This is a genomic window from Micromonospora sp. MGP-C2 (assembly GCF_057766525.1).
Map to the genome: position 1 here is coordinate 5,757,191 of NZ_JBYMEN010000002.1, position 18,152 is coordinate 5,775,342.

Sequence of the window (18,152 nt, forward strand, 5' to 3'; positions counted from 1 at the left end):
ATCCATGATCAGCAATGACATCGTCGCCGAGCTTGAAGCGCCGGACCGGCTGTTTCAGATCACTCACGTGAGTCGGACCCACACCCAGGTGTGGCTTCAGGCCGATGCCAACTCGACGCACGAGCACCGGCTTGAGGTGTTGTTCCAGGACGTGAAATATCTCTGCACACCCTTCGTGCTGCGCGGCTTGTCACTGCGCAGGGCGGATCCGGAGCAGACGCGCCGTCTGACGGAGTTGCACGAGTTGGTGCTCGACCCCGGCTCGAGCGTCTATCTGCTGTCCCGCAGCCACGACTGGTTCGTGGTCTCGTCGCACCCGCTCTGGGCCGAGGCGAAACTGAGCTATTCGGACGAGCCGGTGTTCTGGTCGTACACCGGCAACGAGGATGTCGTGGTGGCGATGGGGACTGTGAAGTGACGTGAGAGTGGGGCCGGTGTCCGGCCGAGCATGGCAGCGAAGGCAGCCCTGATCCACCTACCGGTGGATCAGGGCTGCACCGGGCCCGCGAGACGGGCTCCGACACGACCGGCGGGCGGCGGCTGCCGCTCGCCGGTCGTGAACCGGAGGATGCGGTCGTCCTGTGGCCTCGGCGTGCCATTGCCGTCGCGGTTGCTGGTGGCCACCCAGAGGGAGCCGTCCGGGGCCACCTCGACGGTACGGAGCCGGCCGTAGGCGCCCACCAACTCGGCGGACGGTGTGCCGACCGTCCCGGCGGGGCTGATCGGGACGGCCCACAGCCGGGCTCCCCGCAGCGCGGCGACGAACAGGGTGCCGCCCGCGAAGGCGGCACCACTCGGCGACGCCTGCGCCGGTGGCCAGACGACCACCGGGGCACGGAACCGGGGATCGTTGCTCGGGCCCTCCACGACCGGCCAGCCGTAGTTACCGCCCGGGACGATGCGGTTCACCTCGTCCCAGGTGGCCTGGCCGAACTCGGTGGCGAACAGTCGTCCCTGCGCGTCCCAGGCCAGACCCTGCACGTTGCGGTGGCCGTAGCTGAACACCGGCGAGCCGGGGAACGGGTTGCCCGCGGGGACGCCACCGTTCGGCCGGATCCGCAGGATCTTGCCATTGCGGCTGGCCAGGTTCTGCGCGTTGGACGGGACACCGGCGTCACCGACGCCGACGTAGAGCATTCCGTCGGGGCCGAAGGCGATCCGTCCACCGTTGTGGATGGACGCCCGCACGGGGCCGCTGAAGATCACCTGCTGGCGTTGCGGCGCGTTCAGCCGGAACCGCGCGATCCGGATGTCGGACGCGGTGGTGAAGCAGACGTAGACCCACCGGTCCAGGCGGTACCGGGGAGAGACGGCCAGGCCGAGCAGGCCTCCCTCGCCGCCGCCGACCACTCCGGCGATCCGGGCGACCTGCACCGTCGGTTGGCCGGGTTGGACCCGCAGCACGGTGCCCTGGTTGCGCTGAGCCACCAGGGCGCTGCCGTCGGGCAGGAAGTCGAGCCCCCAGGGTGCTTCCAGCCCGGTCGCGACGACCTCCGGTTGGGCGAAGTCGAACCCGCCGGCACCGGCAGCGGTGACCGACCCGTCCGGCGTACGAACCCCCGCCTCGGCGCTCACCGCCGTGCCGAGCGCGATGGCGAGAGTGACGACGGTCAGGACTGCTCGAAGACGCATGACAACTCCTCGCGTGGTTTGCCGCCGACCACGCCGGGGGCATTGACGGTGATCCGGTTTGCCAGTAGACCTTGGTGATGGAGGCCCGCTCATGAGCAGAACGCCACTGACGCTGGAAGAGTTGCGGGTCGCTGTCGAGGCCGGCGAGATCGACACCGTGGTGTTGGCCCTGGTCGACATGCAGGGGCGCCTGCAGGGCAAGCGGTTCCACGCGCCCTTCTTCCTCGACCAGGTGGTGGCCAACGGCAGTGAGGGTTGCAACTACCTGCTCGCCGTGGACGTCGACATGAACACCGTCGACGGGTACGCGATGTCCAGCTGGGAGCGCGGCTACGGCGACTTCGCGATGGTGCCGGACTTCGGCACGTTGCGCCGCACACCCTGGCAGCCCGGCTCCGCGATGCTGCTGGCCGACCTGACCTGGCTCGACGGAACGGGCGACGTGGTCGCCTCGCCCCGGCAGATCCTGCGCCGGCAGTTGGACCGGCTGGCCGAGCACGGGCTGACCGCGTACGCCGGCACCGAGTTGGAGTTCGTGCTGTTCCGCGACTCGTACGAAGACGCCTGGCGGCGGGGTTACCGCGATCTCACCCCGGCCAACCAGTACAACGTCGACTACTCCCTGCTCGGCACCGCCCGGGTGGAGCCGCTGCTGCGCCGGATCCGCACCGAGATGGCCGCTGCCGGGCTCACCCCGGAGAGCGCCAAGGGCGAGTGCAACCTCGGCCAGCACGAGATCGCCTTCCGCTACGACGAGGCGGTCGCCTGCGCCGACCACCACGTGATCTACAAGAACGGCGCCAAGGAGATCGCCGCCCAGGAGGGCATGTCGATCACCTTCATGGCCAAGCCGAACGAGCGGGAGGGCAACTCCTGCCACATCCACTTCTCCCTGCGGGACAGCACCGGTGGCTCGGCGATGCTCGGCGACGGCCCGGCGCACCTGTCGCAGACCGGGCAGCGGGTGCTCGCCGGGCTGCTGGCCACCATGCGGGAGTTCAGCCTGCTCTTCGCCCCGAACATCAACTCCTACAAGCGCTACCAGCCCGGGTCGTTCGCCCCCACGGCACTGCGGTGGGGGGTGGACAACCGCACCTGCGCTCTGCGGGTGGTCGGGCACGGGCAGGGCATGCGGGTGGAGAACCGGGTGCCCGGCGCCGACGTCAACCCGTACCTGGCGATCGCCGGCCTGGTCGCCGGCGCGCTGCACGGCATCGACAGTGAGCTGGAGTTGGGCGACGAGTGCACCGGCAACGCGTACGACGACCCGGAGGCCGAGCGGGTCCCCGGCACCCTGCGCGACGCCCTGACCCTCTGGGAGGGCTCCACTGTCGCCCGGGAGGCGTTCGGCGACGAGGTGGTGGCCCACTACGCCAACCAGGCGAGGGTGGAGCTGGCCGCCTTCGACGCGGCGGTGACGGACTGGGAGCTGACCCGTGGCTTCGAACGTCTGTGATCGACGGAGCAGGGGGGCGAGCGTGACGGTTCTGGTGGACCCGGCTTCCGGGGTGGGGTTTCAGGAGGTCGCGGGGGCTTCCGTCGACGAGGTTGACCTGGCGATCTCGCGGGCCGCCACCGCGTTCGAGGCGTGGCGGAGGGTGGCTCCCGGGGACCGGGCACGCTTGCTGCGGCGGTTCGCCTCCGTGGTCGACGCGCACCTGGACGAGCTGGCCGCGCTGGAGGTCCGCAACTCCGGCCACACCATCGGCAACGCCCGGTGGGAAGCCGGCAACGTGCGGGACGTCCTGGACTACTACGCCGGGGCGCCCGAGCGGTTGACCGGGCGGCAGATCCCGGTGCCGGGCGGGCTGGACGTCACCTTCCACGAGCCGCTCGGCGTGGTCGGCGTGATCGTCCCCTGGAACTTCCCGATGCCGATCGCGGCCTGGGGGTTCGTCCCGGCCCTCGCCGCCGGCAACACAGTGGTGCTCAAACCCGCGGAGCTGACCCCGTTGACCGCGCTGCGGCTGGCCGAGCTGGCCCGCGAGGCAGGCCTGCCCGACGACGTGTTCATCGTCGTACCGGGCGAGGGCGCGGTGGTGGGGGAGCGGTTCGTCAGCCACCCGGCGGTCCGCAAGATCTGCTTCACCGGCTCCACCGAGGTCGGCACCCGGATCATGGCCGGCTGTGCGGCCCAGGTGAAGCGACTCACCCTGGAGCTGGGCGGCAAGAGCGCGAACATCGTGTTCGCCGACGCCGACCTGGAGCGCGCCGCCGCGACCGCGCCGGGCGCGGTCTTCGACAACGCGGGCCAGGACTGCTGCGCACGGTCGCGGATCCTGGTCCAGCGCCCGGTGTACGACAGGTTCCTGGCACTGCTCGAATCAGCGGTACGCGCGGTGCGGGTGGAGGACCCGTCCCGGGACACCGCCGAGATGGGTCCGCTGATCTCCGCGGCCCAGCGCGACCGGGTCGCCGGCTACCTGACCGGGGCGACTGTCGCCTTCACCGGCTCCTGCCCCGACGGCCCCGGGTTCTGGCACGCCCCCACAGTGCTGCTGGCCGACTCGCCAGCCGACCGGCACTGGCGGGAGGAGATCTTCGGCCCGGTGGTCTCGGTGTTGCCGTTCGACGACGAGGCCGACGCGGTCCGGCTCGCCAACGACACCGAGTACGGGCTCTCCGGCTCGATCTGGACCCGGGACGTGGGTCGCGCCCTGCGCCTGGCCCGCGCCGTCGAGTCGGGAAACCTGAGCGTCAACTCGCACTCCTCGGTGCGCTACTGGACTCCGTTCGGCGGGATGAAGCGTTCCGGGCTCGGCCGTGAGCTGGGCCCGGACGCGCTGCACTCCTTCACCGACGTCAAGAACGTGTTCATCGCGACAGAGGAGTGACGCCAGTGCAGGGTCGATTGCAGGACCGGGTGGCCGTTGTCACCGGAGCGGGCAGCGGCATCGGGTTGGCCACCGTCCGGCGGTTCATCGCCGAGGGGGCCCGGGTGGTCTGCGTGGACATCGACGTGGCGGCCGGCGAGAAGGCCGCCGAGGAGTGCGGCGGCGAGTTCGTCCGCGCAGACGTCGCCGACGAGTCGGCGGTACGCGACCTGTTCGACGGGGTGGTCGACCGGCACGGCCGGGTGGACATCGCGTTCAACAACGCCGGCATCTCGCCGCCCGACGACGACTCCATCCTGGACACCGGCCTCGACGCGTGGGAGCGGGTGCTGCGGGTCAACACCACCAGCGTCTTCCTCTGCTGCAAGTACGCGATTCCGCACATGCGCCGCCAGGGCAAGGGGTCGATCATCAACACGGCCTCGTTCGTGGCGCTGATGGGCGCGGCGACGTCGCAGATCGCGTACACCGCGAGCAAGGGCGGCGTGCTGGCGATGACCCGGGAGTTGGGTGTGCAGTTCGCCCGCGAGGGCATCCGGGTCAACGCGCTCTGCCCCGGCCCGGTGGCCACCCCGTTGTTGCTGGATTTGTTTGCCGCAGACCCGGAGCGGGCCGCCCGTCGGCTGGTGCACGTGCCGATGGGCCGCTTCGGGCAACCCGAGGAGATCGCCGCCGCGGTGGCGTTCCTGGCCAGCGACGACGCCTCGTTCATGACTGCCGCGCAGTTCGTGGTCGACGGCGGCATCACGGGCGCCTACGTCACCCCACTGTGAGCGCGAGGAGTGAGCCGGTCTTGCGAGCCCCGCAGTCGCGAACGAGGCCGGCACTGTGAGCGCGAGGAGTGAGCCGGTCTTGCGAGCCCCGCAGTCGCGAACGAGGCCGGCACTGTGAGCGCGAGGAGTGAGCCGGTCTTGCGAGCCTCGCAGTCGCGAACCTTGGCAGCCCTGTGAGCGCGAGGCCGCTGATCGGGATCAGCGCGTACGTCGAACCGGCCGACTGGGCGGTCTGGAGGGGCGTGCCGGCCGCGCTGGTGCCGGCGGCGTACGTGCGGGCGGTGACGGCGGCGGGCGGCCGGGCGGTGGTGCTGCCCCCGGACGACGTGGACGGCGAGGTGGTGGCCGTCCTGGACGGGCTGCTGCTGGCTGGTGGCGCCGACGTGGGTCCGGGGCGGTACGGCCAGCGGCCCGACCCGCGTACCGAGGACCGGCCGGACCGGGACGCCGGTGAGTTGACCCTGCTGACCGCCGCTCTCGCCGCCGAGCTGCCGGTGTTGGGGGTGTGCCGGGGGATGCAACTGCTCGCCGTGGCCTACGGCGGGACACTGCACCAGCATCTGCCCGATGTGGTCGGTCACGAGGCACACCGTCCGGCGCCCGGTGTGTATGGCAGCCATCCGGTGCGGTTCGCGCCGGGCAGTCTGGCCGCGACGGTGTTGGCCGGGGTGGACCGGGTCAACTCGTACCACCATCAGGCGGTCGCCGACCCGGGCCGGTTGTCGGTGACGGGTTGGGCGGAGGACGGTGTGGTCGAGGCGGTGGAGGATCCGGCCCGACCGTTCGTGCTGGGCGTGCAGTGGCACCCGGAGAACGAGCCGGACCCTCGTCCGATCACCGCCCTGGTCGGGGCCGCTGGCCAGCGGGTGTGACGGACATCGCCCCCGCGCGCTGGTGCCGCCGGTGGGAGGATCAGCGCATGGGCAAGGTCTATCCGGAGATCGACGCTCGACTGCGTGACTTCATCGCGGCCCAGGCGGTCTTCTTCGTGGCCACCGCTCCGTCCGGCGCGGAGGGCCACGTCAACGTCTCGCCGAAGGGCATGCGGGGGACGTTCGTGATCCTCGGGGCGCACCGGGTGGCCTACCTCGATTACCACGGCAGCGGGGCGGAGACCATCGCCCACCTGCGGGACAACGGCCGGATCACGCTGATGTTCTGTGCCTTCGACGGGCCGCCGAAGATCGTCCGGTTGCACGGTCGGGGCAGCAGCGTCGCCGTGACCGAGGACGCCTTCGCCGACCGGCTCGCCGAGTTTCCCGCACCGCCGGACGTGCACGCCGTCCGGGCGGTGATCACGGTCGAGGTGGAGCGGGTCAGCGACTCCTGCGGCTACGCGGTGCCATTGATGGACTTCCGCGCCGAACGTGATCTGTTGCTCACCTCACACTCGCGTCGTACGGCCGATGACCTGGTTGTCTACCGGGCCACCAGGAACGCGGCGAGCATCGACGGGCTGCCTGTCTTCTGACGCGTCGGGGCGCCTCTGCGACCGCCGTCCGACGCCGCCTCGGGCCCGCACTGTCCGGTGCCCGACCGCCCAGGCGTAGGTAAACAGCGTCCGCCGGTCGTGATGCGTTACGTTGCTGGTCCGCTTGGGTACAAGTCGAGGCACGGCGGGTGAAGATCAACGGTCGAGGGGTACGGCCGGAGCGGGAGGCTGCATGAGCTCGGCTCAGGGGGGCGGGGACGTCGGGCATCCCTTCGTGTCCGGCCGCGAGATCCCCCCGATGCTGGCAGCGGCGTTCGCGTCCGGTGGCGAGATGGGCGAGCGGCTGAGCAGCTTCGACTGGTCCACCAGCTCGCTCGGCGAGCCCGGTCGCTGGCCGTTGGCGCTCTCCAACGCGGTCGGCATGATGCTCGCCTCCAGTGCACAGATCGTCATGTTCTGGGGCGACGAGCAGTCCGCCTTCTACAACGACGCCTACCGGCCGACCATCGGTGCCAAGCACCCGCAGGTGATCGGCCAGCCGGCCCGCCAGCACTGGGCGGAGACCTGGGCGGTGCTCGGCCCGCTGCTCGACGGCGTCCGGAGCACCGGGCGTTCCTACCGCGGAGAGGATCACCCCTTCCTGCTGGACCGGTACGGCTTCGTCGAGCAGACCTACTTCAACGTCTCGTACGACCCGATCCTGGGCGACGACGGCTCGGTCAGTGGCGTCTACTGCATCGTCAACGAGACCACCGGGCGGGTGCTCGGCGAGCGTCGGCTGCGGGCGCTCGCGGAACTGGGTGCCGAGCTGAACGACAGCGGCAGCGCCGCCGAACTCGGCCGGACCGCCGCCACGGTGCTCGGCCGGCACCAGGCGGACCTGCCGTTCGCCCTGATCTACCTGGCCGACGACAGCGGCCAGCTCGCCCTGTCTGGCGCCACCGGCACCGCCCCGCCCGCCGTCGACGTCACGTCTCAGCTGCTCACCCGGGTGATCGCCGATGGCGCGCCCGCCACGGTCGAGGTGACCGAGCTGCTCGATGCACCGCCGGCCGACGCCGCCGGTCAGGCCCTCGTGCTGCCGCTCACGGCGACCAACCAGACGGTCGGCGCGCTGGTCGTCGGCGTGGCCCGCCAGCTGCCGCTCAACGACGACTACCGCGACTTCCTCGACCTGGTCGCCGCCCAGATCTCCCGGGCGGCGGGCATTCAACGGGCGTACGAGCAGGAACGGGCTCGCGCCGCCGAGCTGGCGGCGTTGGATCGGGCGAAGACCAACTTCTTCGCGAACGTCAGCCACGAGTTCCGTACCCCGCTGACCCTCGTGCTCGGCCCGCTGGAGGACATGCTGGCCGACCCGGCGCTGCCCGCCGCCGACACCGAGCGTCTCACCATGATGCACCGGAACGCGCTGCGCCTGCTCAAGCTGGTCAACACCGTGCTGGACTTCTCCCGACTGGAGTCCGGCCGGCTCGCCGCCCGCTATCAGCCCACCGACCTCGCCGGCTACACCGCCCGGCTGGCCAGCACGTTCCGCTCGGCCACCGAGCGGGCCGGGCTGCGGCTGGTGGTGGACTGCCCGCCGCTGCCGGCACCGGTCTTCGTCGACCGGGACATGTGGGAGAAGATCGTCCTCAACCTGGTGTCCAACGCCGTCAAGTTCACCTTCGACGGCGAGATCCGGGTGCGGATCCGGGCCGTGGACGGCGTGGCCCGGCTGGACGTGACAGACAGCGGCATCGGCATCGTGCCGGAAGAGTTGCCGCACGTCTTCGAGCGGTTCCACCGGGTGCCGGGGGTGCGTGCACGCACCCATGAGGGCACCGGGATCGGTCTGGCACTGGTCCGGGAGCTGGTCGAGATGCACGGCGGTGAGGTCGGGCTGACCAGCGAGGTCGACCGGGGCAGCACCTTCACGGTGACCGTGCCGTTCGGGTCGGCCCACCTGCCCGCCGACCATGTGGCGGCGTTCCGCCCGCTGCCCGCGGGTGAGCCCGAGCAGGCCCGGCTCTATGTGGCGGAGACCGCGCTGTGGACCGGCGTCGAGCCGGCAGCCGAGTTCGACAGCCGACCGACGGCGGCCGCTCCGGCCGGTCGGATCCTGGTCGTCGACGACAATGTGGACCTGCGCGAGCACGTCACCCGGCTGCTCTCGCCCACCTGGGAGGTGGTCACCGCGAGCGACGGGCTGGCCGGCCTGCAGCTGGCCCGCGAGGGCGGGTTCGACCTGGTGCTCACCGACGTGATGATGCCCCGGCTGGACGGGTTCGGGCTGGTGAGCGCGCTGCGTGCGGACCCGCGTACCCGTCATGTGCCGATCGTGCTGCTCTCCGCCCGGGCCGGCTCCGCGGAGGCCGTCGCCGGTCTGTCCGTCGGTGCCGACGACTACCTCACCAAGCCGTTCACCGGCCAGGAGTTGATCGCCCGGGTCCGGGCCAACGTCGAGCTGGGTCAGCTCCGTGGCCAGATCATCCGTCGGCTCCGGGCGTTGGCCGACGCGGCGGTGGATGTCAACACCGCCCGCTCGACCGGCGACGTGCTCCAGGTGGCCGCCGGGCACGCGCTCAGCCTCGCCGAGGCCGCCCGGGTGGTGGTCACCGCGACCGGCGCCCGTGGCGAGGCGGACACCGGCGGTGCCACCGTCACCGACCCGTCCTTCGTGGCCGAGCTGACCGGCACCACAAGCAAGCCGCTCGGCGAGCTGCGGGTCTGGGGGCCGGCCGCTGACGACACACAGGCCGACGAGGCCGCGTTGACCCAGCTGGCCCGGCTGGTCGGGGTGCGGCTGGAAAACGCCCAGCTCTACGAGGCGGAGCACCGCATCGCCAGCACGTTGCAGCACAGCCTGCTGCCCCGGTCGCTGCCTCGGCTGCCGGGAGCGGTCGTGGCCAGCCGTTACCTGCCCGGCAGCGCCGACGTCGAGGTCGGCGGCGACTGGTACGACGCGATCGCCCTCGAAGAGGACGAACTGGTGCTGGTCATCGGCGACGTGGTCGGCAAGGGTGTCCAGGCCGCTGCGGCCATGGGACAACTGCGCAACGCGCTGCGGGCGTACCTGTTGGAGGGCTACGACCCGGGGGAGTCGCTGACCCGCCTCAACCGGCTGGTCGTGTCCACCGAACGCCGATCCTTCGCCACGGTGGTCTGTCTGCTGTTCAACCCGCGCACCGGCCGTCTGCGGTACGCGAGCGCCGGCCACCCATCGCCGCTGCGGATCACGGGAGGCGACGTGACGTTCCTGCACGACCGGGCGCTCGGTCCACCGGTCGGCGCCATCCCGGGCACGACGTACGAGGCGGTCGAGGGGGAGTTGGCGCCCGGCAGCCGGCTGCTGCTCTACACCGACGGGCTGATCGAGGACCGCCAGATCGACATCGACGCCGCGCTGGCCCAGCTGCGCGTCGACGCGGCGGCCCCCAGCGAGCACATGGCGGACCTGATCGACGCGGTGGTGAAGCGGGTCGCCGGTCGGCCGCGCCGCGACGACGTGGCGGTCCTCGCACTGGAGGCGGTGGAGCTGAACCGTTTCGCGTTGCGACTGCCGGCGGACCCGACCCGGCTGAGTGTGCTGCGTAAGCGCCTGGAGGACTTCCTGGTCGCCCACGCTGTCAACGAGACGGACGTGTTCGACCTGACCGTCGCGGTCTCCGAGGCCGCCGCCAACGCCATCGAGCACCCGATCCACCCCGCCGAGGCCATGATCAGCGTGGAGGTGGCCATCGAGGATCGGACGGTGACGGCCACCGTGCGCGACAGCGGGCAGTGGCGCGAGTCGACCGACTCCGGGTTCCGGGGGCGCGGCCTGTCCCTGATCAGGGCGCTGGGCGACCTCACTGTGCGGCGTACCGATGAGGGCACCGAGGTGACGCTGCGCCGGCAGCTGCGGGACTGACAGTGCGCCCGGCGGCGTCTCTCAGGCCGGGTCGAGCCAGGTCTGCTCACCCAGGCCGGAGATCTCCAGCACCCGGCGGACCTGCCGGGACGGCAGGACGGTGAGAGCGCCCGGAAACTGCTGGGCGAGGCGGACCAGAGCATGGATGGCGGCCGAGTCGAAGAAGGTGACAGCGCTCAGGTCCAGGGTGACCTGCCCGGCGGGTTCGCGCAGCGCGGTCTGGAGCATGGTGTCGGCGGTGGCCATGTCGACCTCACCGGCCACCACCACGTGGAGGTGGTCACCATCGATCTCCGCGCTGGCGGAGAAGACTGGCGGTGCTCCACCTTGATCCACGCTGACACCATGGCACAGCCGACCAGGCTGGGCAACAACCACTCCCGGGCGGCCGTGGCGCGGGTCACCAGCCGCCCCGGCGATAGGCTTGTCGCATGACCGTTCGCCCGCCGCTGACACCAGGCACGCTCTCCCCGCTGCGACCGGTGCCATCCCAGATCACCCGACCGGAGTACGTGGGCAAGAAGCGCCCCCAGGAGTGGCGCGGCTCGCACGTGCAGACGCCGGAGACCATCGAGAAGATGCGGATCGCCAGCCGGCTCGCCGCCCAGGCGACCCAGCTCGCGGGCGAGCACTGCAAGCCGGGCGTGACCACCGACGAGATCGACAAGGTGGTGCACGAGTTCCTCTGCGACCACGGCGCGTACCCGTCGACGCTGGGCTACAAGGGCTTCCCGAAGTCCTGCTGCACCAGCCTCAACGAGGTCATCTGCCACGGCATCCCCGACTCCACCGTCCTGCAGGACGGCGACATCATCAACGTCGACGTGACCGCGTACATCGGTGGGGTGCACGGCGACACCGACGCCACCTTCTGCGTCGGTGAGGTCAGCGAGGAAGCCCGACTGCTGGTCGAGCGCACCCACGAAGCGATGATGCGCGGCATCCGCGCCGTCGCCCCGGGCCGCCAGATCAACGTGGTGGGCCGGGTCATCGAGTCGTACGCCAAGCGGTTCGGCTACGGCGTCGTCCGCGACTTCACCGGCCACGGCATCGGCGAGTCCTTCCACAGCGGGCTCTACGTTCCGCACTACGACAGCCCGCGCCCCACGGACATCATGGAACCGGGAATGACGTTCACCATCGAGCCGATGATCACGCTCGGCACCTACCAGTACGACATGTGGGACGACGGGTGGACCGTGGTCACCAAGGACCGCAGGTGGACGGCCCAGTTCGAGCACACCATCGTGGTGACCGACAGCGGTCACGAGATCCTCACCCTGCCGTGAGCGCGAGGAACGCAGCGAAGCGAAGTCCCGCAGTCGCGAACGAAGGGCAGGCGCCGTGACCGACGCCCCGGCAGCCCTGCGCGAGGCGCACCACGCGGACGTCTCCGGCGGTTGGTTGCGCCCTGCCGTCTTCGGCGCGATGGACGGCCTGGTCACCAACATCGCCCTGATCGCCGGCGTCGGCGGCGGCGGGGTCTCGTCGCACAGCATCGTGCTCACCGGCTCCGCCGGCCTGGTCGCCGGTGCGATCTCGATGGGGCTCGGCGAGTACACCAGCGTGCGCTCCGCCAACGAACAGGTCGCCGCCGAGGTGGCCAAGGAGCGGCGGGAGCTGGAACGGCACCCCGAGGCCGAGGCCCGGGAGCTGGCCGACGCGTGGGTGGCCCGCGGCCTTCCCCGTGATCTCGCCACCCAGGTCGCCGAAGCCGTGCGGCGCGACCCCGAGGAGGCGCTGCGGGTGCACGTCCGCGAGGAGTTGGGCGTCGACCCCGACGACCAGCCCAGCCCGTGGGCCGCGGCGATCTCGTCGTTCCTGTTCTTCTCGTTGGGCGCACTGGTCCCGCTACTGACCTACCTGTTCGGCGCCACCGAACTGTGGCTCGCACTGGCCGTCGGCGGGCTCGGGCTGTTCGTCGCGGGCGCGGTGGTGGCCCGCTTCACCAACCGGCCCTGGTGGACCAGCGGCCTGCGCCAACTGCTGCTGGGCGCCGCCGCAGCCGGCGCCACCTACCTCATCGGCTCGCTGATCGGCGTGCAGGGCGGGCTGTGACACCGGTCAACAGGTGAGCAGCTCGTCGATAGTGCCGTCCACCCCACGACCACGGGCGGCCAGCTCCTCGGCCTGCCGGGTCAGCACCACACCCACCTCGGTCATGTCCGCGCCGGCCAACCCGGTGCGTCGTACCGCGTCCCCGGGATCACGGAAGTAGGTGCGACTCAGCAGACCGGTCACCGTGGCCGCCGCCAACCGGGCCTCACCGAGCATCAGCAGGGCCTGGTCGGTCTCGTACCACTCGGCCAGTCGGGCGGCCCGGGCGTGCGCCGCGCTTCCCCTGTACCAGGCCTGCCGCGCCGCGGTGCTGAACTCCGCCGGCCGGGCCCTCGCCAACCGGCCGAGGTGCTCGTCGCGCAGCGTCCGCAACCAGCCCGTCGGGTCGTGCAACGCCTGCGTGGTGACGTACCGGTCGGCGGTCAACGGCCACAGTGGGGAGAGCACCCGGGCCTGCGCCAGGTAGTCCTCGGCGGCGGCCACGGTCAGGTCGACCAGCACCCCGTCCACCCGCCGGGTCGCGGGCGGTGGACCCGCGCCGGACCGGTAGGTGACCACCAGCATCCCCGCCTCGCGGTCCCCACCGCCGTCGTCGTCGCCGTGCGCCAGGGGCCCGTGCACCGCGACCGCGAGCACGTCCGCCGGAAACCGCCGTCGGACCGCCTCGGCGACCCGCTCCGCGACCGTCCACCGTCGATCATCGAGGTCCCGGCCGCCAGTCGGCTCACTCCTCGCGCTCACGGGGTCGCCTTTGTTCGCGACTGCGGGGCTCGCAAGCCCGGCTCACTCCTCGCGCTCACGGGACCACCTCGCCTCGGCTACCGAGCGTCAGCCTAGCCAGCCGGCGGCGGGCCGGCCGGTGCGCCGCGCCCGGTCGGCACCAGCCGGAAGATGCGGATCTCCCGGCCGCCGGCCCGCTGCACGTAGGTGCGGTACGCGGGCCACTCGGTGACCAGCAGTTCCCACAGCCGGTCGCGTTCGGCCCCGGACGCCAGGTCGGCCCGCACCGGGACCCGCAGGCCCTTCACGTCCACCTCGGCGGTCGGACTGGCGAGCAGGTTCATCGCCCAGCCGGGCTGCTGCGTCTGCCCCCAGTTGGAACCGATCACCACGTACGCGTCGCCGTCGGCCACGTAGAGCAGCGGGTTGCTGCGTGGCTTTCCGGAGCGGCGGCCGGTCGTGGTGATGACCAGGGAGGGGATCAGGCCGAGTGCCACCACCCGGCCCCGGGTGAGCCGACCGACCACCCGGTCGGCGGGCACCAGCAGGCGTGCGGCGGCACCGAACCAGCGATGATGACCGACTCGACGGGTGAGAGTTCCCAGCACTGACACGCGGATCAGTCTGCCCGCTGCCGGGCTCCGACGGCACCCCCGTACGCGCCCGGATCGCCGACCGGCCGGCCACTGCGCGGCGGTCAGTCCATCTGCCGCTCGATCGGCAGCCGGGCGCGGGTGAACAGCCCGGCCCCGAGCATCGCCACCACCGGCACCAGCACCAGGACCCCGAGCGCGGGCCACGGCACCAGGATCGGGTACGGGTCGGCGAACGGCCAGTCGTCCGCGTACTGCCGGTTGACCGAGAACAGCACGATCGCGGCGGTGCCGAGCCCGGCCACGATGCCGAGCACCGAACCGAGCCCGGCGATGACCCCGGCCTGGCAGATCGCCAGCAGCCGGCGTAACGCGGGTGCCGCGCCGACGGCCGCGAGGGTGGTCATCTCGGCGCGTCCCTCGGCAGCGGCGAGCGCGGTGGCGATCCCCGCCGCCCCCACCGTGATCACACCGGCCGCCGCCGCGAGGAGCAGCAGCAGCGGTGACACGTCGCGGGGTGCAGCGCCATACTCCACGCTCAGCGAGACCGTCCCGAAGGACCGCAGGGCGGCGGCGAAGCGCTTCCGATGGTCCTCGTCGGGCGCACTGATGGTGCCGATCACCCAGCCGGCCGGTGACCAGCTCAGGCCGAGTTCTCGGGCCGCGGTCCCGGACAGCAGCAGGCGGGGCGGGCCGACCGCCTGGGGCAGCGCGTACCCCGGGAGGTCGCGGACACCGGCCGGCGGGTCCGGTCCGGCTTCCACCTCGTTGACGCGTACGGTCACCAGGCCGTCGTGCAGGTAGCGCGGGTCGGTCACCACCACGCCACCGGCGCGCAGCACCACCGCGGCGGCGGCGGTCGTCGCCGGGTCCGCGCCGGTGAGCAGTGGCAGAGCGGTCCCGTCGTCCACCCCGGTCTGCACGTACCCGCCGAAGTAGTCCATTTCACGGATGCGACAGCGGGGGTCGGCGCGGGCCTGCCGGCGGTCGGACTCGGGAAGGCCGTCCCCGGGCTGCCAGGGGCAGGCCTGTTCCACCGGGAGCACGGGCGTGACCTCGCAGTAGCCGGTGCTCGCCGGCCCGCAGCCCAGCGTGTGCAGCGGGGCGACAGCGCCGGTGCCCAACTGTTCCCGGGCCGCGGCGGCGACCTGGGTCAGCGTGGGCTGCCGGGTCGACTCGATCGGGTCGACCCGCACGTGGCCGACCGGCAGCGCCGGCTGGTAGGCGCGCGCGTCGCGCTCGCCGTCGCTGGCGACGTACGCGCCGAGGGCGACGCTGCTGGCGACGGCGGCCATCACTGCACAGATGGCCGGCGCCGCGGCGGCCCGGTTGCGGCTGGCGTCGCGCAACGCGATCCGTGGGGCCAGTGGCAACACCCGACCGAGGCGGGCGAGCGCCCCGATCAGCGTGGGCGTGCAGCACACCAGGCCCAGCTCGCCGAGGATCAGGCCGGTGAGGATCACCGCCGGTGAGGTCCGGGCGGCCCCGAACGCCGCCAGTCCGGCCCCGCCGGCCACCAGTCCCAGGCCGAGAGTCAGCCAGCGGGCCTGGGACACCGGTGGGGCACGCCGCCCGGTCAGGCCGGCGCTGACGTCCTGCCGGGCGGCCGACCAGGCTGGTGCCAGCGCGGCGAGCACCCCGGCCAGGACCGCGACCCCACCGAGCAGCACCAGCGCCGCGGGCCAGCAGCGGTACCCGCCGAAGCGCGCGCCGAACACGTACTGCTCCACCAGGGGACGACCGGCGAACGCCGCGAGGACACCGACGAGCAGGCCGGCGGCGGCGCCGAGCACACCCAGCACCACTCCGTCGGCCAGCACGACCCGGCGGAGCTGGGCGGCGTCCCCGCCGGCCACCGCGACCAGCGCCAGATCCCGCCGACGGCGACGGACGCCGACGGCGAACGCCGGCCCGACCAGGAGTACGACCTCCAGCAGCCCGAGGCCGGCGATCAGCACGCCGGTGCTGAGGTCGTTGGTGTCGCCCAGGTTGATCGAGCCGAGCCACGACCGGTCCGGTTGGGTCGGGGGACGTGGGGTGACCACCACCCCCCGGTCGTTGAGCCGGGAAACCAGGGCGGCGTCGACGGCTCCGGGTATGTCCGCCAGCCACACGCTGTCCGTCTCGGGACCGGTCGGCGGCGCGGCCCCCGGGTGCAACGCCACCAACGGGCCGAGATCGTCGGGGAACTCGACCACCCCGACAACTGTGTACGCCCTGCTTCCGTCGGCCACGGCGACGGCACGGCCGAGGTGGAGGTCCAGGCGACGCAGCGCCGCCGGGCTGACCGCGACCTCGCCGGGCTGCTGCGGCGCCCGGCCGGCCCGGAACCGCACCAGCGCGCGGGCCAACGGGTCGTCGAGGTCCAGCGCCCGCCCGGTCACCTCCTCGTCGCGGTGTGGACCCCGCAGCGTCAGGGCGATGTACGTGCGTATCTCGGTGACCCGGCTTCCGGGCCCGAGCAGCGCGGTCAACTGGGCCGCGGTGGCCTTCGCGGGAGGCAGGTACGTGTCGTCCCGCGTGAACCAGCCCTCACCCCGCTCGTCCTGTCCCACCGGGTTGTCGGCGATCCAGCGCAACTCCGCGTCGGCCACGCCGAGCCGGCGGTCGACGCGTTCCTGCGGAGTCAGCTCGGCCATGTCGTAGCTCGCCGCCAGGAAGGCCAGCGCCGCCACCGGCAGGGCGATCATCGCGAGCACCAGGGCGGTCCGTCGTCGGGCCCGACGGGACTCCCGCCGGGCGATGCGCAGCGCCGCCCGCCAGGAGCCGGTCAGCTCGGCGATCCGCCGCCGGCCGACGAGAGCGGGTGGTTCGACCGGCTCCGCCGTGGGGGCGTCCACCCGGCCAGGGGCCTGCCTGGTCCGGCGGATGGTCACCGGTCGCTGCCGGACAGCAGTTGCTCCACGCTGCCCAACGGTGCCGTGGTGTCGACCAGCACCCCGTCGCGGAGGAACACCACCCGGTCGGCCCAGCCGGCATGTCGCGCCTCGTGGGTGACCAGCACCCCGGCGGCGCCCGCGTCGATCCGGCGGCGCAGCAGGTGCAGGACCGCCTCACCGGTCTGCGAGTCCAGTGCCCCGGTGGGCTCGTCGGCGAGCACCAGTCGGCGTTCTCCCACCAGTGCGCGGGCGATGGCCACCCGCTGCTGCTGGCCGCCGGAGAGCTGGTCGGGGAAGCGGTCACCCAGTGCGGGCAGACCCACCTCGGTGAGCGCCGCCATGGCCAGCGCCCGGGCCCGGCGGACGCTGGTGCCGTCGAGTTCCAGCGGGAGCGCCACGTTCTCCAGTGCGCTCAGGCTGCCGAGCAGGTTGAGCTGCTGGAAGATGTAGCCGATCCGGCGGCGACGCAGTTGGGCGAGCCCGCGGCGGTCCAGTGCCCCCAGCGGTTGTCCCTCGACCCGGACCTCGCCGCCGGTCGGGCGGTCCAGCCCTCCGGCGAGTGCCAGCAACGTCGACTTGCCGGAGCCGGACGGCCCCATCACGGCGACCAGCTCACCGGGCCGGACGGCCAGGCTGACGCCGCGCAGCGCGTGCACCGCCGCCGGTCCGGCGCCGTGGGTGCGGTGGACGGCGCGGAGTTCCAGCACCGCGTCGTCCGACCCGCTCACCGTCGCGCCTCCTCGCCGGCCCATCTGGCAGCGGCACGTGCATCGGCGTCACCCGGTCGGGGAGGTGCGGGTGCCTGATCACTGGGCTGGTGCCGGACCAGGCTCGTCTCGCAGTGGTCCAGCCAGCGCACCTCGGCCTCGGCCTGGAACACCATCGAGTCCAGCACGAGGCGCCAGGGGAGGTCCTCCGGTCGGTTGCTGCCGTACTTCAACCGGGTCAACTCCTGCAGGGCCCGCATGGTCGCGCTGCGCTGGCCCTGCACCACGGAGCGGACGTCGACGCCGGGGGTGGTCAGCGCCAACGCCAGCTTGATCGCCAGCTCGTCGCGGGGCCGGTCGGTTCGGCTGACCGGGGTCGCGAACCACAGCGCCAGGTCCGCCCGGCCGGCGTCGGTGATCTCGTACGGGCGCTGCCCGGCCTCGCTCTCCGGCAGCGGGCGCACCAGACCGTCGCGCTCCAGCCGGGACAGCGTGGTGTAGACCTGCCCGATGTTCAGCGGCCAGGTCGAGCCGGTCGACTCCTCGAACGCGGCGCGCAGCTGGTAGCCGTACATCTGGCCGCGTTCGAGCAGGGCGAGCAACCCGTGACGGATGGACATGGCAACGGAGTA

16 protein-coding genes are annotated in these 18,152 nt (G+C 72.3%); 9 read left to right on the top strand and 7 right to left on the bottom strand.

All coding sequences use genetic code 11. The features are described from left to right. The first annotated feature begins 4 nt into the window (after positions 1 to 4). A complete protein-coding gene (locus tag AC3CF1_RS26520; RefSeq protein ID WP_354981126.1) occupies positions 5 to 418 on the top strand; it encodes a hypothetical protein in 414 nt (137 codons plus the stop codon). A gap of 68 nt (positions 419 to 486) precedes the next feature. Here the strand turns inward: AC3CF1_RS26520 and AC3CF1_RS26525 are convergent, their stop codons facing one another. Then, entirely contained in the window at positions 487 to 1,632 is a 1,146-nt protein-coding gene (locus AC3CF1_RS26525; protein ID WP_488451519.1) for a PQQ-dependent sugar dehydrogenase, read from the bottom strand. Between the two features lie 91 nt (positions 1,633 to 1,723). Between AC3CF1_RS26525 and AC3CF1_RS26530 the strand changes: the two genes are divergently transcribed. From AC3CF1_RS26530 to AC3CF1_RS26555, 6 genes are all read left to right on the top strand, one after another. After that, positions 1,724 to 3,088: a glutamine synthetase family protein gene (locus tag AC3CF1_RS26530; protein ID WP_099851258.1), complete on the top strand. Its 1,365-nt coding sequence runs from the start codon at positions 1,724 to 1,726 to the stop codon at positions 3,086 to 3,088. Positions 3,089 to 3,110: 22 nt separating this feature from the next. After that, a complete protein-coding gene (locus AC3CF1_RS26535) occupies positions 3,111 to 4,466 on the top strand; it encodes an aldehyde dehydrogenase family protein (RefSeq protein WP_488451520.1) in 1,356 nt (451 codons plus the stop codon). Positions 4,467 to 4,471: 5 nt separating this feature from the next. Then, positions 4,472 to 5,239, top strand: a complete 768-nt coding sequence (locus AC3CF1_RS26540; protein ID WP_488451521.1) for a 3-oxoacyl-ACP reductase — start codon at positions 4,472 to 4,474, stop codon at positions 5,237 to 5,239. 173 nt (positions 5,240 to 5,412) lie between these two features. Continuing rightward, complete coding sequence (locus tag AC3CF1_RS26545) at positions 5,413 to 6,111, top strand: gamma-glutamyl-gamma-aminobutyrate hydrolase family protein (protein ID WP_488451522.1); 699 nt, start codon at positions 5,413 to 5,415, stop codon at positions 6,109 to 6,111. A gap of 47 nt (positions 6,112 to 6,158) precedes the next feature. Continuing rightward, positions 6,159 to 6,710, top strand: a complete 552-nt coding sequence (locus AC3CF1_RS26550; protein ID WP_088946691.1) for a pyridoxamine 5'-phosphate oxidase family protein — start codon at positions 6,159 to 6,161, stop codon at positions 6,708 to 6,710. 193 nt (positions 6,711 to 6,903) lie between these two features. Continuing rightward, positions 6,904 to 10,563 carry a SpoIIE family protein phosphatase gene (locus AC3CF1_RS26555; protein ID WP_488451523.1) on the top strand — a complete coding sequence of 1,220 codons (3,660 nt, stop codon included), beginning with the start codon at positions 6,904 to 6,906 and terminating at the stop codon, positions 10,561 to 10,563. Between the two features lie 21 nt (positions 10,564 to 10,584). Here AC3CF1_RS26555 and AC3CF1_RS26560 read toward each other — a convergent pair whose 3' ends face one another. Continuing rightward, complete coding sequence (locus AC3CF1_RS26560; protein WP_172861968.1) at positions 10,585 to 10,899, bottom strand: STAS domain-containing protein; 315 nt, start codon at positions 10,897 to 10,899, stop codon at positions 10,585 to 10,587. Between the two features lie 95 nt (positions 10,900 to 10,994). Here AC3CF1_RS26560 and map point away from each other — a divergent pair, with 95 nt between their 5' ends. After that, positions 10,995 to 11,852, top strand: a complete 858-nt coding sequence (gene map / locus AC3CF1_RS26565; protein ID WP_088946694.1) for a type I methionyl aminopeptidase — start codon at positions 10,995 to 10,997, stop codon at positions 11,850 to 11,852. Between the two features lie 55 nt (positions 11,853 to 11,907). Further along, the gene (locus AC3CF1_RS26570) at positions 11,908 to 12,621 is read left to right on the top strand and encodes a VIT1/CCC1 transporter family protein (protein WP_088946695.1); all 714 of its coding nucleotides are present in this window, start codon (positions 11,908 to 11,910) and stop codon (positions 12,619 to 12,621) included. 6 nt (positions 12,622 to 12,627) lie between these two features. Here the strand turns inward: AC3CF1_RS26570 and AC3CF1_RS26575 are convergent, their stop codons facing one another. The 5 genes from AC3CF1_RS26575 to AC3CF1_RS26595 form a co-directional block, all read right to left on the bottom strand. Next, on the bottom strand, positions 12,628 to 13,362 hold the full coding sequence (locus AC3CF1_RS26575) for a nucleotidyltransferase domain-containing protein (protein WP_354981119.1): 735 nt from the start codon (positions 13,360 to 13,362) through the stop codon (positions 12,628 to 12,630). Positions 13,363 to 13,454: 92 nt separating this feature from the next. Next, positions 13,455 to 13,955, bottom strand: coding sequence for a nitroreductase/quinone reductase family protein (locus AC3CF1_RS26580; protein ID WP_488451524.1), 501 nt, complete (start codon positions 13,953 to 13,955; stop codon positions 13,455 to 13,457). An 83-nt stretch (positions 13,956 to 14,038) separates the two neighbouring features. After that, a complete protein-coding gene (locus AC3CF1_RS26585) occupies positions 14,039 to 16,810 on the bottom strand; it encodes an FtsX-like permease family protein (RefSeq protein ID WP_488451525.1) in 2,772 nt (923 codons plus the stop codon). Then, complete coding sequence (locus AC3CF1_RS26590) at positions 16,807 to 17,541, bottom strand: ABC transporter ATP-binding protein (protein ID WP_488451526.1); 735 nt, start codon at positions 17,539 to 17,541, stop codon at positions 16,807 to 16,809. The genes AC3CF1_RS26585 and AC3CF1_RS26590 overlap by 4 nt, the downstream gene beginning before the upstream one ends. Beyond that, the gene (locus AC3CF1_RS26595; RefSeq protein ID WP_354981117.1) at positions 17,538 to 18,140 is read right to left on the bottom strand and encodes a PadR family transcriptional regulator; all 603 of its coding nucleotides are present in this window, start codon (positions 18,138 to 18,140) and stop codon (positions 17,538 to 17,540) included. Before AC3CF1_RS26595 ends, AC3CF1_RS26590 begins: the two co-directional genes overlap by 4 nt. Between the last annotated feature and the right edge of the window lie 12 nt (positions 18,141 to 18,152).

Excerpts from the sequence above, each read along its gene's own strand:
- map (WP_088946694.1), top strand. The coding sequence starts at position 10,995 with ATGACCGTTCGCCCGCCGCTGACACCAGGCACGCTCTCCCCGCTGCGA.
- AC3CF1_RS26550 (WP_088946691.1), top strand. The coding sequence starts at position 6,159 with ATGGGCAAGGTCTATCCGGAGATCGACGCTCGACTGCGTGACTTCATC.
- AC3CF1_RS26525 (WP_488451519.1), bottom strand. The coding sequence starts at position 1,632 with ATGCGTCTTCGAGCAGTCCTGACCGTCGTCACTCTCGCCATCGCGCTC.
- AC3CF1_RS26530 (WP_099851258.1), top strand. The coding sequence starts at position 1,724 with ATGAGCAGAACGCCACTGACGCTGGAAGAGTTGCGGGTCGCTGTCGAG.
- AC3CF1_RS26520 (WP_354981126.1), top strand. The coding sequence starts at position 5 with ATGATCAGCAATGACATCGTCGCCGAGCTTGAAGCGCCGGACCGGCTG.
- AC3CF1_RS26595 (WP_354981117.1), bottom strand. The coding sequence starts at position 18,140 with ATGTCCATCCGTCACGGGTTGCTCGCCCTGCTCGAACGCGGCCAGATG.
- AC3CF1_RS26555 (WP_488451523.1), top strand. The coding sequence starts at position 6,904 with ATGAGCTCGGCTCAGGGGGGCGGGGACGTCGGGCATCCCTTCGTGTCC.